The organism is Erwinia sp. 9145, from assembly GCF_000745075.1.
Taxonomy (GTDB): domain Bacteria; phylum Pseudomonadota; class Gammaproteobacteria; order Enterobacterales; family Enterobacteriaceae; genus Erwinia; species Erwinia oleae.
This window is the reverse complement of the sequence record NZ_JQNE01000001.1, coordinates 1164761-1176638: the sequence shown is the minus strand read 5'-3', so window position 1 is coordinate 1176638 and position 11878 is coordinate 1164761. Positions and strand designations below refer to the sequence as shown.

At 61.1% G+C, this 11878-nt stretch carries 13 protein-coding genes; 5 read left to right on the top strand and 8 right to left on the bottom strand.

Annotated features, from left to right (window positions below):
* Positions 1–7: 7 nt before the first annotated feature.
* From bioD to bioB, 4 genes are read right to left on the bottom strand one after another with little or no spacing between them, the layout of a single operon-like run.
* A complete protein-coding gene (gene bioD, locus FA91_RS05920; RefSeq protein ID WP_034913516.1) occupies positions 8–682 on the bottom strand; it encodes a dethiobiotin synthase in 675 nt (224 codons plus the stop codon).
* Positions 675–1430: a malonyl-ACP O-methyltransferase BioC gene (gene bioC, locus FA91_RS05915; protein ID WP_034913513.1), complete on the bottom strand. Its 756-nt coding sequence runs from the start codon at positions 1428–1430 to the stop codon at positions 675–677. Before bioC ends, bioD begins: the two co-directional genes overlap by 8 nt.
* Complete coding sequence (bioF, locus tag FA91_RS05910) at positions 1414–2565, bottom strand: 8-amino-7-oxononanoate synthase (RefSeq protein WP_034913510.1); 1152 nt, start codon at positions 2563–2565, stop codon at positions 1414–1416. Before bioF ends, bioC begins: the two co-directional genes overlap by 17 nt.
* Positions 2566–3597 carry a biotin synthase BioB gene (gene bioB / locus FA91_RS05905; protein ID WP_034913507.1) on the bottom strand — a complete coding sequence of 344 codons (1032 nt, stop codon included), beginning with the start codon at positions 3595–3597 and terminating at the stop codon, positions 2566–2568.
* A gap of 88 nt (positions 3598–3685) precedes the next feature.
* On the opposite strand from bioB, the gene bioA reads away from it, so the two are divergent.
* From bioA to FA91_RS05885, 4 genes are all read left to right on the top strand, one after another.
* Positions 3686–4978: an adenosylmethionine--8-amino-7-oxononanoate transaminase gene (gene bioA / locus FA91_RS05900; protein ID WP_034913506.1), complete on the top strand. Its 1293-nt coding sequence runs from the start codon at positions 3686–3688 to the stop codon at positions 4976–4978.
* A gap of 95 nt (positions 4979–5073) precedes the next feature.
* The gene (locus tag FA91_RS05895) at positions 5074–6117 is read left to right on the top strand and encodes an NADP-dependent oxidoreductase (protein WP_034913503.1); all 1044 of its coding nucleotides are present in this window, start codon (positions 5074–5076) and stop codon (positions 6115–6117) included.
* An 11-nt stretch (positions 6118–6128) separates the two neighbouring features.
* On the top strand, positions 6129–6809 hold the full coding sequence (locus FA91_RS05890; protein WP_034913502.1) for a type 1 glutamine amidotransferase domain-containing protein: 681 nt from the start codon (positions 6129–6131) through the stop codon (positions 6807–6809).
* 14 nt (positions 6810–6823) lie between these two features.
* Positions 6824–7300 (top strand): kinase inhibitor, encoded by a 477-nt coding sequence (locus FA91_RS05885; RefSeq protein WP_034913499.1) that lies wholly within the window; start codon positions 6824–6826, stop codon positions 7298–7300.
* 35 nt (positions 7301–7335) lie between these two features.
* On the opposite strand, the gene pgl is transcribed toward FA91_RS05885, so the two are convergent.
* On the bottom strand, positions 7336–8334 hold the full coding sequence (pgl, locus tag FA91_RS05880; RefSeq protein WP_034913498.1) for a 6-phosphogluconolactonase: 999 nt from the start codon (positions 8332–8334) through the stop codon (positions 7336–7338).
* Positions 8335–8476: 142 nt separating this feature from the next.
* Between pgl and FA91_RS05875 the strand changes: the two genes are divergently transcribed.
* Positions 8477–9295 carry a pyridoxal phosphatase gene (locus tag FA91_RS05875; protein ID WP_034913495.1) on the top strand — a complete coding sequence of 273 codons (819 nt, stop codon included), beginning with the start codon at positions 8477–8479 and terminating at the stop codon, positions 9293–9295.
* Here FA91_RS05875 and modC read toward each other — a convergent pair.
* The 3 genes from modC to modA are packed head-to-tail and all read right to left on the bottom strand — an operon-like array spanning position 9292 to position 11809.
* Entirely contained in the window at positions 9292–10350 is a 1059-nt protein-coding gene (modC, locus tag FA91_RS05870) for a molybdenum ABC transporter ATP-binding protein ModC (RefSeq protein ID WP_034913493.1), read from the bottom strand. The genes FA91_RS05875 and modC overlap by 4 nt on opposite strands.
* A complete protein-coding gene (gene modB, locus FA91_RS05865; protein WP_034913492.1) occupies positions 10350–11039 on the bottom strand; it encodes a molybdate ABC transporter permease subunit in 690 nt (229 codons plus the stop codon). The genes modC and modB overlap by 1 nt, the downstream gene beginning before the upstream one ends.
* Positions 11036–11809, bottom strand: a complete 774-nt coding sequence (gene modA / locus FA91_RS05860) for a molybdate ABC transporter substrate-binding protein (protein WP_034913491.1) — start codon at positions 11807–11809, stop codon at positions 11036–11038. Before modA ends, modB begins: the two co-directional genes overlap by 4 nt.
* Positions 11810–11878 lie beyond the last annotated feature (69 nt).

Sequence of the window (11878 nt, the reverse complement as noted above, 5' to 3'; positions counted from 1 at the left end):
TCGGGGTTTACGTCGGCAGGCGCACATAGCGATCGAGGCGCTCAAACGCGTCGGGCGCGGTCAGATGCGGGATCTCACCGAGCATCGGCGCAGGCAGCCGCTGTTTCAGCGTCTCCAGATACGCCGCATAGCGTTTTCCGGGGCGCTCGACAGCGTTGGCAATCCAGCCGGCCAGCCGCAGTCCGCTGGCCTGAATCGCCTGCGCGGTGAGCATTGCGTGATTAATGCAGCCCAGCTTCACGCCAACCACCAGCACTACCGGAAGCTGCTCCTGCTCCACCCAACCTGCAAAGGTCGTGCTCTCTGAGAGCGGCGTAAACCAGCCGCCCGCGCCTTCAATCAGCACCCACTCTGCGCGTTCCGTCAGCGTTGCCAGGCCGGCAGAGAGCTGCTCAAACGCAATCGGCCTGCCCTCTTCCGCGCTGACGATATGCGGCGCGGTGGGTTCCGCAAAGGCCAGCGGATTGATCTGTGCATAGGGCAGCGACAGCGCGCTGTTTTTTTGCAGCGCCAGCGCGTCTTCATTACGCAGTCCGTCCTGTGTCATCTCGCAGCCCGACGCCACCGGTTTATATCCCACGGCGCGCAGGCCCGCCGCGCGCGCCGCCTGAAGCAGCGCGGTACTTGCCACGGTCTTACCCACTTCGGTATCGGTTCCGGTGATAAACCAGCGTTCAGTCACGTTCAATTACTCCATAAATAAGCTGATAGCTGAGCAGGCAACCGCGCGCGTCGCGCGGCCAGACCTGCTCCAGCCGGATAAGATGTTGGCGGGTCAGCAACGCGCGGCGGCCCTGATGCAGATGCGTTGCGCCGATACCCTTCAGCGAACGCAGCGCGCTCAGCACGTCCGGGAAAGCCAGCGTCAGCGTCTGCGGGTGCAGCGTCAGCGGCAGATCCTTACCCGCTTCGGCAATGGCCTCGGCGGTAAGAAAGCGGTTAACGGGCGCAGGCATGGCAAGATGCTGCCAGGCGAACGAAAGCTCACTGAGCGATCCCGCCGCCAGCGTCGAAAAGAGCACCTGGCCGTCAGGACGCGTCACGCGCCGCATCTCGCGCAGCGCCTGGCGCAGATCGGCGCACCACTGCACCGCCAGATTGCTCCAGCAGAGATCAAATTCCGCCTCACCGAAGGGCAGCGCTTCGATGTCGCCCTGCCGGTAACCGTGCGCCGTCTGCTGCGTCTCGGCCTGTTGGAGCATCACCGGCGAGAGATCGAGGGCGGTGACCCGGTTGCCCGCCTCTCGCCATTGACGGCTGAACCAGCCCGTACCGCAGCCGGCGTCCAGCACCGCCAGCCCGCCGTGGCGCGAGGCAAAGGCCTTCAGCGCCTCGCCGCTCATGCGCTGGAGTTCAGCAAACTGATTGTAGTGCGTCGCCGCGCGGCCAAACGCCTGCGCCACCGCCTGCTTGTTAACCTCTTGCGTCATTCAGCGCCTCCAGCAGCCGTTGGATCTCTTCCGGCCGATGCGCCGCGCTGAGCGTGATGCGCAGCCGCGCCGTACCGGGCGGCACCGTTGGCGGTCGGATCGCCGTCACCCAGCAGCCCTGCGCGCGCAGCGTATCGGCCAGCGCCAGCGCGCGCGCTTCGTCGCCCACTATCAGCGGCTGGATCGCCGTCAGCGAAGGCGTCAGTTTGAAGCCGCGCGCGGCGGCACCGGCTTTAAACAGGGCGATATTCTCTGCCAGCCGCTGGCGCTGCGCATCGCCCTGCCTGACGCAAGCCAGCGAGGCGCTCAGCGCGCATGCCTGGGCGGGCGGCATCGCCGTGCTGTAGATCAGATGGCGGGCGAACTGGATCAGATAGTCCGCCGTTTCGGTCTGGCAAAGTACCGCCGCGCCGCTGACGCCAAAGGCTTTGCCGAAGGTGACCACCAGCAGTTCCGGCTGCACCTGCTGCTGCCAGGCGCTGCCGCGCCCCTCTTCGCCGGTGACGCCGATGCCGTGCGCATCGTCCACCATCAGCCAGCCGCCGTGCTGGCGAGTAAGGGCGTGCAGGGCGGACAGCGGCGCGCTGTCGCCATCCATGCTGAAGACGCCTTCGGTTACCACCAGCGTTTCTCCACCGTCGGCGCCCGTCAGCAGCGCGGCCAGCGCATCGGGCTGGTTATGTGCAAAACGGCGCAGCGTGGCCGGACTCAGCGCCGCGGCCTCCAGCAGCGAGGCATGTGACAATTTGTCGGCGAAGATGCGGTCGTTTTTTGCCATCATCGCCGCAATAACCGCCTGATTTGCCGCAAAACCTGAAATGAACAGCAGCGCGCGCGGATAGCCAAGCCAGTCGGCCAGTTCCTCTTCAAACGCGGCGTGCGGCGCGCCGTAACCGGTGACGTGGCCCGATCCGCCCGCGCCCACGCCGTAACGCTCTGCGCCCTGCTGCCAGGCGCGAACGATACGCGGATCGCGAGTCAGCCCCAGATAGTCGTTGGCGGCAAAGTTGAGATAACGCTGGCCGTTCACGTCAAGCGAGGCGCCGCTGTGCGGCTGAAAAACCTGCCGCTGGCGAAACTGGCCTTTTCCGCGCCGCACAGCGAGCGCGTCGGTGATGCGTTGCTGCCAGCTCATTTACAGCGCCGCGTTGTAAAACTGTTCGGTATCGGCGTTCAGTAACTGTCCGGCCAGCACCTGCTGCTGCTCGTTATCGCCCGCCGTGGTGGTGTTGTGCTGCGGATTCAGGCCAAGTTTGCGGAACAGAACAAGATCTTTATCCTCTTCAGGGTTTGGCGTGGTAAGCAGCTTGCAGCCATAGAAAATGGAGTTCGCGCCCGCCATAAAACACATCGCCTGGGTCTGTTCGCTCATCTGCTCGCGCCCGGCGGAGAGCCGCACGTGCGAGGACGGCATCATGATCCGCGCGACCGCGATGGTGCGCACAAAATCAAAAGGATCCACGTCGTCGTTGTCGGCCAGCGGCGTGCCTTTCACCTTCACCAGCATGTTGATCGGCACGCTCTCCGGCGGCGTCGGCAGATTAGCCAACTGCACCAGCAGCCCTGCGCGATCGTCAACGGTTTCGCCCAGCCCGACAATGCCGCCGGAACAGACCTTGATCCCCGCGTCGCGTACTTTACCCAGCGTATCCAGTCGCTCCTGATAGGAGCGCGTGGTGATAATGTTGCCGTAAAATTCCGGCGACGTGTCCAGGTTGTGGTTATAAAAATCCAGGCCGGCGTGGGCCAGACGGTGCGCCTGTTCATCGCTCAGCGTGCCAAGCGTCATACAGGTTTCCATGCCCATTTCTTTGACGCCTTTGACCATCTGCTCAAGGTAAGGCATGTCGCGGTCGTGCGGGTTTTTCCACGCGGCGCCCATGCAGAAGCGGCCTGAACCGGCGGCTTTCGCCTTACGGGCGGAGGTTAACACCTCTTCCACTTCCATCAGGCGCTCTGACGCCAGCCCGGTTTTGTAGCGGGCGCTCTGCGGGCAGTATTTGCAGTCTTCCGGGCAGGCGCCGGTTTTAATCGACAGCAGCGTGCTCACCTGCACCTGTTGCGGATCGAAGTGCTGGCGATGCACCTGCTGCGCTTCAAACATCAGTTCGAGAAAGGGCTTATCAAACAGGGCCTGCGCCTGAGAAAGAGTCCAACGGGTCGTCATTGCATGCTCCAAAAAGATCTGTCGTCAACAATCATTGCGTGGTTATACTTGTAAACTAATTTTTTTGAATTTGGTTTACAAGAATTTTATGACACCTGACGACCTGGCTTTCGATCGTGACCATATCTGGCATCCCTATACCTCGATGAGCAAGCCGCTGCCGGTTTACCCGGTGACGGCGGCGAAAGGCACCTCGCTTTATCTGGCGGACGGGCGTGAGCTGGTGGACGGTATGTCGTCATGGTGGGCAGCGATCCACGGCTATAACCATCCGCGCCTGAATCAGGCGATGAGCAGGCAGATTGCGCAGATGTCACACGTCATGTTCGGCGGCATCACGCACCCTTCCGCCGTGGCGCTCTGCCGCCAACTGGTGGAGATGACGCCAGCAGGGCTGGAGTGCGTGTTCCTGGCGGACTCCGGCTCGGTTGCCGTGGAAGTCTCGATGAAGATGGCGCTGCAATACTGGCAGGCGCGCGGGCAGAAGCGGCAGCGTTTTTTAACCTTGCGCAACGGCTATCACGGCGATACCTTCGCCGCCATGTCGGTGTGCGATCCGCAAAACTCAATGCACAGTCTCTATCAGGGCTACCTGCCGGATCATCTGTTCGCCGCCGCGCCCGCCTGCGGCTTTGGCGAGGAATGGCAGCCGGAAGATATTCAGGATTTCAGCGCTCTGATCGCCCGGCACGCGGGCGAACTGGCGGCGGTGATCCTGGAGCCCATCGTACAGGGCGCTGGCGGAATGCGCTTTTACCATCCTGCGTATTTGCGGCGCGTGCGTGAGCTGTGCGACGCGCACGGCGTGTTGCTGATTGCCGATGAGATCGCCACTGGTTTCGGGCGCACCGGCAAGCTGTTTGCCTGTGAACACGCAGGCATTTCGCCGGATATTCTGTGCGTCGGCAAGGCGCTGACCGGCGGCACCATGACGCTCTCCGCCACGCTGACCACCCGCCACGTGGCGGACACCATCAGCAACGGCGCGGCGGGCTGTTTTATGCACGGGCCGACTTTTATGGGCAATCCTCTCGCCTGTGCGGTCGCCAGTGAAAGCCTGGCGATTCTCCAGGAGAACCACTGGATGCAGCAGGTGGCGGCCATTGAAGCACAGTTAACGCGCGATCTGTTGCCGCTGGCCGACAGCAGCGACGTCAGGGCCGCCCGCGTGCTCGGCAGCATTGGCGTGATCGAGACTCATCGTCCGGTAAACATGGCGGCGTTACAGGCGTTTTTTGTTGAGCAGGGCGTGTGGATCCGTCCATTTGGCAGGCTTATCTACCTGATGCCGCCCTATATTATCCGGCCCGATGCGCTGAAACGCTTAACCGACGCCATCGGCGCGGCGCTCTCCAAACCCGCGCTGTTTGCCGCTCCCTAGCCTTCGCGGCCGGCATCCTGCGACACAGCGCCAGGCAGGCGGCGCGTTGATGCACTACGCTTTTACGGGGCACCGTCCCGCAGAAGGAGTAAATTATGCCGCAAGACAAACACACTAATCGCCGCATCGTGCTGGCTTCCCGCCCGCACGGGGCGCCTGTTGAAAGCAATTTCCGCCTGGAGTCGCAGCACGTGCCGACGCCCGGCGCGGGCGAGGTTTTACTGCGTACCGTCTGGCTGTCGCTGGATCCCTATATGCGCGGCCGCATGAGCGACGCGCCTTCCTATGTGCCGCCGATCGCCGTCAATGACGTGATGAGCGCCGGCACCGTCGCCGTGGTTGAACAATCAAACCATCCTGATTACGCCGAGGGCGACTGGGTGGTCAGCCAGAGCGGCTGGCAGGATTTTGCGCTGTCGACGGGCAACGATCTGTTCAAACTGAGCGGCCCGGTGCTGAAGCATCCCTCCCGGGCGCTGGGTATTTTAGGTATGACCGGTTTTACCGCCTATATGGGCCTGCTGGATATCGGCAATCCGCAGCCTGGCGAAACCGTCGTGGTTGCCGCGGCCACCGGCGCAGTAGGCTCAATGGTCGGTCAGATTGCGAAACTCAAAGGCTGTTATGTGGTGGGCATCGCGGGCGGCGAAGAAAAATGTCGCTACGCCGAAGAGGTGCTTGGCTTCGACCGTTGTCTCGATCACCGTTCTGCCAATTTGAGTGAAGCGCTGCGTCGCCACTGCCGCGACGGCATCGACGTCTATTTTGAGAGCGTCGGCGGTGCGGTATTTAACGCCGTGCTGCCGCTGATGAACACCAAAGGGCGCATTCCGGTGTGCGGACTGATCGCCGACTACAACAGCACCGACACCGCGCCCGGCGCAAACCTGCTGCCTGCCTTTCAGAGCGCCATTCTGCGTAAAAGGCTGCGCGTGCAGGGCTTTATTATTACCCAGGATTACGCTAACCGCTTCGGCGAATTTTTCACCCAGATGAGTCAGTGGGTGGCCGGAGAGCGCTTTGTTTTCCGCGAAGACGTGATCGATGGTCTGGACAACGCTCCGGAGACGTTTATCGGCATGCTTGAGGGTAAAAACTTCGGCAAGGTGCTGATCCGCGTCGCCGGCGACAAACCTTAAAGGAACGCCTGATGAAAGTGTTAATGGTTTTAACTTCCCACGATCGACTTGGTGAAACCGGCAAGAAAACCGGCTTCTGGCTGGAGGAGTTCGCCGCGCCCTGGTATGTGTTCCGCGATGCCAGTATTAACGTGGTGCTGGCCTCGCCCGCTGGCGGACAGCCGCCGCTCGATCCGGTAAGCGATGAGCCCGATGCGCAGACGCCCGATACAGAACGCTTCCGTCAGGACATCGCAGCGCAGCAGGCGTTGGCTAACACCCAACAGTTGGAGAATATCGACAGCAGCACCTTTGACGCTATTTTCTATCCCGGCGGCCACGGCCCGCTGTGGGATCTGGCGACCGACAGAAAAAGCATTGAGTTGATTGAGAATTTTTACGCCAACGGCAAGCCGGTGGGCGCGGTGTGTCACGCACCGGGCGTACTGCGTCACGCCAAAAAACCTGACGGCACGCCGCTGGTGCAGGGCAAGCGCGTTACCGGTTTTACCAATAGTGAAGAAGCCGCCGTGGGGCTGACAAATGTGGTACCTTTCCTGGTTGAGGATGCGCTCAGGGCGCTGGGCGCGGAGTTTGAAAAAACCGATGACTGGGGCGTGTTTACGCTGACCGACGGCCATCTGGTGACCGGCCAGAATCCCGCATCCTCTGCCGCCGCAGCCGAGGAGCTGCTAAAACTGCTTCATCAATAATGCAAGGAGGTGGAATGAAACTGTTAAGCCACAATTTTAACGATGGCGACAAGCTGCCCGAACGTCACGTGTTTAACGGAATGGGCTATCAGGGCGACAACCTTTCTCCGCATCTGACGTGGGATGACGTGCCGTCTGGCACAAAGAGCTTTGTGGTAACCTGCTACGATCCTGATGCGCCGACCGGTTCCGGCTGGTGGCACTGGGGCGTGGCGAATCTGCCTGCCGATACGCGCGTGCTGCCGCAGGGCGCAGGCTCCGGCACCGCCGAACTGCCGTCCGGCGCGGTACAGACCCGTACCGACTTCGGCACCAGCGGCTACGGCGGCGCGGCGCCGCCCAGCGGCGAAAGCCATCGCTATATATTCACCGTTTACGCGCTGGATGTGGAAAAGCTTGAGGTGGATGAAAACGCCAGCGGCGCGATGTTGGGCTTTAACGTCCATTTCCATCAGCTTGCCAGCGCATCCATCACGGCGCTCTATATCTGATTCATCGGGCACCCCTTAGCGGGTGCCCGCTCTGCTCAGCGAAGTGAGTGAACCACCACCCACATCGGCCCCTGCCCTACCGCATAACGCCCCAGCGGCTGCAACAATCCCCGCACGCCCGCAATGTTATACACTTCGATATGATGCGATAGCTGTCCGGCGGCGATCAGATACCGGCCCGTATTATCAATATTAAAGCCGCGCGGCTGCGTTTCGGTAGGCTGATGCCCTTCCGGCGTCAACAGACCGCCGTCTTCACTGACGCTGAAAACAGCCAGCACGCTGGCGGTGCGATCGCAGCTGTAAAGGTGGCGACCATCCGGCGTAAGATGAATATCCGCCGCCCAGCGGGTATCGCTGAACCCTTCCGGCATCATATCCAGGCTCTGCACGCGCTCCATCTCGCCATGCGGATTGCGCAGGCGCCAGACGTCCACGGTGCTGTCCAGCTCGTTAACCGAGTAGGCATACTGCTGATTGGGATGGAAAACCATATGCCGCGGCCCGGCACCCTCAACCGTAGTCACCTGCGGCTGTGCGTGCGGCGTCAGCGTGCCGTTCTCCTGCAAATCAAACAGGCAGATGCGATCCTGCTTCAGCGCAGGCACGTAGAGCGTGTGATTATTCAAATCAATATTGGCTGAATGGCAGCCGTCGAGGCCGTTGATCACCTGAAGCGGCTCGCCCGGCAGGCCATCTTCGCCCACCGGCGAGACGCTGACGCAGGCGTCGTTATAGGAACCGACAAAAATAAAGCGACCGCGACGGTCGGTGGAAATATGCGTTGGACTGCCCGGCAGCGAAGCCTGTCCGGCTTCGGTCAGTTTGCCTTCTGCATCAATACGATACGCGACGATACGAAATCCGGGGCGTACGCCAACGTAGAGAAAACGTCCGTCGGGGCCGACCACCATCGGCTGCACCTCGCCGGGCGCGTCCACCACCTGAAGCAGCGTCAGCGCGCCGTCGTCGTGAAGCTGCCACGCGTGGATCTGCTGGCTTTTAGGGCTGGCGGTGTAAACAACCTGTTGCATATCGTCTCCTTTTTGCGGGTGGTGAGTGGCAAAGGGTAGCGCGTTTTTGCCCTCAGGGTGGAGGAATTATGGCGCACGGTTTTGTCGGCAAGGCCGCAGGGTGTAAACTCGGCGGTTCTCCTGTCGCTATCGGAAAATCATGATGAGCTATCGCATTGTCGCGCTGGATCTCGACGGCACCCTGTTGACGCCGCGCAAAACCATCCTGCCTGAGTCGCTTGAGGCGTTAAAAAAAGTCCGCGAGGCGGGCGTTAAAGTGGTGATTGTGACCGGGCGTCATCACGTCGCTATCCATCCGTTTTATCAGGCGCTGGCGTTGGATACGCCAGCGATCTGCTGCAACGGTGCCTGTTTATACGACTATCACAACAAAAGAGTCATTGATTCCGATCCACTGCCGCAGGATCAGGCGCTAAGGGTGATCCGCATGCTGGATGACGCCGCCATTCATGGCCTGCTGTACGTCGATGATGCCATGCTGTATGAAACCGAAACCGGCCACGTGACCCGCACCATTAACTGGGGACTGTCGCTGCCGCCGCATCAGCGTCCGGTATTCCGGCAGGTTGACAGCCTGGCCCGCGCGGCCGAACAGGCGGATTCCATCTGGAAATTCGCCCTTTCCCATCCCGATACGCGTGCGCTGCAACAGTTTGCCGAAAGCGTTGAAAAAGAGATGGGGCTGGCCTGCGAATGGTCATGGCACGATCAGGTGGACATCGCCAAAGCCGGCAACAGCAAAGGCAAGCGGCTGGCGCAGTGGGTAGCGGCTGAAGGCTTGCAGATGCGCGACGTGCTGGCGTTTGGCGATAACTATAACGATCTGAGCATGCTGGAAACGGCTGGGCTTGGCGTGGCGATGGGCAATGCCGATGAGGCGATCAAAGCCCGTGCCGGCCGCGTTATCGGCACCAACCTGGAGCCGGGCATCGCGGAAACGCTCTATAAAGAGATCCTTTAAGCCACAATCGCCACGCTTTTGATCTGCGCATAAAGCCACATGCCGCTTTTGATCGCCAGTTCATCGCGCGCCCAGGGCGTGATCCGCGCCCAGAGTTCGCTCTGGCCGAGCAATAACCTGACCTCAAGCTGCCCGTTAACGTCCAGCAGTTCCGCCACCTGCGCCGGTATCACGTTGCGAATGCTGCTGTTGACGGGCGGTTGCAGCGCGAGCGACACGTCGGCGGACTGAATGCGAATACGCAACGGCGTCTTCACTGGCGCATCCACCCGGCTGACCCAAAGAACGCAATCGCCTGATGCCAGCGCGGTCATCTCATAATGAGGATGCTGCTCAAGCACCTGCACCCGCAGAATGCTGCTGCGGTCGGCAGGCGGCAGCCACGGACGCATGGCGCTACTGGCCCAGACGCTTTCCAGCGCGCCGAACGCTTTCACCCGCCCTTCATCCAGCACCAGCACCTGGTCAGCAAGATGCAGGATTTCATCAAGGCTGTGGCTGACGTAGAGCAGCGGAATATCGACCTGCTTCGCCAGCGTTTGCAAATAAGGCAACAGCTCGCGTTTGCGCGGCAGATCGAGCGAGGCAAGCGGTTCATCCATCAACAGAATTTCCGGCGCGGTGAGCAGCGCACGCCCGATCGCCACGCGCTGTTTCTCGCCGCCGGAGAGCGAGACAGGATAGCGCGTCAGCAGTTTTTCCAGCCCCAGCAACGCCACCATAGCGTCAAACTGCGCGCGCATGCTTTTTGCCATGCCGTATTCAAGGTTGCCGCGCACGCGATAGTGCGGAAAGAGCCGTGCGTCCTGAAAGACATAGCCAATCCGGCGCTTCTCCGGCGCCAGGAAGATGCCCGCGTCGGCATCGCTCAGGGTTCTGCCGTTCAGCACAAGGCGTCCCTGCTGCGGGCGCGTCAGCCCGCCGATGGCGTTGATCAGCGAGGTTTTACCCGCGCCGGAAACGCCGAAAACGGCGGTAATGCCCTGCGCGGGGAGCTGCACGTCAAGAGAGAGCGTATGGTCGCCAAGCCGCTGGGTAAAATTGAGTTCGAGCATCAGCCCCCCAGCCGTTTGCGGCCCCAGCGGGCCAGCCATTCGGAGAGCAGAAGTGAGCAGAGCGCCAGCGCGATAGCAATAACGCACAGACGCGCCGCCGCGCCTTCCGCGCCCGGCGTTTCAATCAGCGTATACATTGCCGAGGGCAGCGTGCGCGTTTCGCCGGGAATGTTCGACACAAAGGTGATGGTGGCGCCAAACTCGCCCAGCGAGCGGGCAAAGGCCAGCACGGTGCCGACAATGATGCCGGGCAGCGTAAGGGGCAATGTGATGGTAAAAAACACCCGCCAGCGCCCGGCGCCCAGCGTGCGCGCCGCCAGCTCCAGTTTACCGTCCACGTTTTCCAGCGCGAGGCGAATGGCGCGTACCATCAGCGGGAAGGCGATCACCGCCGACGCCAGCGCCGCGCCGCGCCAGCTAAAGGCAAAGCTGAAGCCAAACCAGTCGTAGAGGTATTCGCCAATCACCCCGCGCCGGCCAAATCCCAGCAGCAGCAGGTAGCCCACTACCACCGGTGGCAGCACCAGCGGCAGATGGATGAGGCTGTCGAGCAGGGTTTTGCCGGGAAACTGACAGCGAACCAACACCCATGCCATCAAAATCCCGAACGGCAGGCTGAACAACACCGCCACCGAGGAGACTTTCAGGCTCAGGGCAACGGCCTGCCATTCGGGATCGCTCAACATCATTGTTTCGGCGTAAATCCATAGCGTTTAAAGATGGCAGCCGCTTCCGGCCCTTTCAGGTAGTTGTAAAAGGCGGTGACGCTGGCGCTGTTATGATCTTTCACCATTGCCATCGGATACTCGACCGGCTTGTGGCTCTCCTCCGGGAAGGTACCGACCACCGTCACTTTTTTGCTGGCCACCGCGTCAGAACCATAGACGATGCCGTAAGGCGTTTCGTCACGTTCCACCAGCGCCAGCGCCGCACGCACGCTGTTGCCGCGCGCCATCATCGGGGAAAGCGTGTCCCAGGCACCGAGTTTCTGTAACGCTTCTTTAGCATAGATACCGGCAGGCACGTGATCGGGATCGCCAACGGAGAGACGCTGGCCTTTCAGCAGGCTTTTCCAGTCGGTGTCTTTAGAAATGGTCACCGGTTTCGCGTGGCTTTTCTCCGGCGCAACCAGCACCAAATCGTTGCCGAGCAGCGTGTAGCGGCTTGAATCATCAATGGTTTTCTTCTCAACCGCATAATCCATCCACTGCTGATCGGCTGAAATGAAGAGGTCGGCGGGTGCGCCCTGCTCAAGCTGGCGCGCCAGCGTGGAAGACGAGGCAAAGGAAGAGACCACTTTCACCTCTTTGCCGTTTTCATACTGCGTGGCGATATCCTGCAAGGCGTTGGTTAATGACGCGGCAGCAAAAACGGTGATGTTCTCCGCCGCCACGGCGTGACCCGCGACGCTCAGGCTCAGTACCGCGCCAACAAGGTAAGGACGCATTTCAACAGACATGGTGTTCTCCAGGGTTTACGTTATGCAACGGATGATATAACGAGTCGGAAAACAGTGTCATGAATTTTT

Excerpts from the sequence above, each read along its gene's own strand:
- modB (WP_034913492.1), bottom strand. The coding sequence starts at position 11,039 with ATGATGTTGAGCGATCCCGAATGGCAGGCCGTTGCCCTGAGCCTGAAA.
- modA (WP_034913491.1), bottom strand. The coding sequence starts at position 11,809 with ATGTCTGTTGAAATGCGTCCTTACCTTGTTGGCGCGGTACTGAGCCTG.
- modC (WP_034913493.1), bottom strand. The coding sequence starts at position 10,350 with ATGCTCGAACTCAATTTTACCCAGCGGCTTGGCGACCATACGCTCTCT.
- bioA (WP_034913506.1), top strand. The coding sequence starts at position 3,686 with ATGACACCTGACGACCTGGCTTTCGATCGTGACCATATCTGGCATCCC.
- FA91_RS05885 (WP_034913499.1), top strand. The coding sequence starts at position 6,824 with ATGAAACTGTTAAGCCACAATTTTAACGATGGCGACAAGCTGCCCGAA.
- FA91_RS05895 (WP_034913503.1), top strand. The coding sequence starts at position 5,074 with ATGCCGCAAGACAAACACACTAATCGCCGCATCGTGCTGGCTTCCCGC.
- bioB (WP_034913507.1), bottom strand. The coding sequence starts at position 3,597 with ATGACGACCCGTTGGACTCTTTCTCAGGCGCAGGCCCTGTTTGATAAG.
- pgl (WP_034913498.1), bottom strand. The coding sequence starts at position 8,334 with ATGCAACAGGTTGTTTACACCGCCAGCCCTAAAAGCCAGCAGATCCAC.
- bioC (WP_034913513.1), bottom strand. The coding sequence starts at position 1,430 with ATGACGCAAGAGGTTAACAAGCAGGCGGTGGCGCAGGCGTTTGGCCGC.
- FA91_RS05890 (WP_034913502.1), top strand. The coding sequence starts at position 6,129 with ATGAAAGTGTTAATGGTTTTAACTTCCCACGATCGACTTGGTGAAACC.
- bioF (WP_034913510.1), bottom strand. The coding sequence starts at position 2,565 with ATGAGCTGGCAGCAACGCATCACCGACGCGCTCGCTGTGCGGCGCGGA.
- FA91_RS05875 (WP_034913495.1), top strand. The coding sequence starts at position 8,477 with ATGAGCTATCGCATTGTCGCGCTGGATCTCGACGGCACCCTGTTGACG.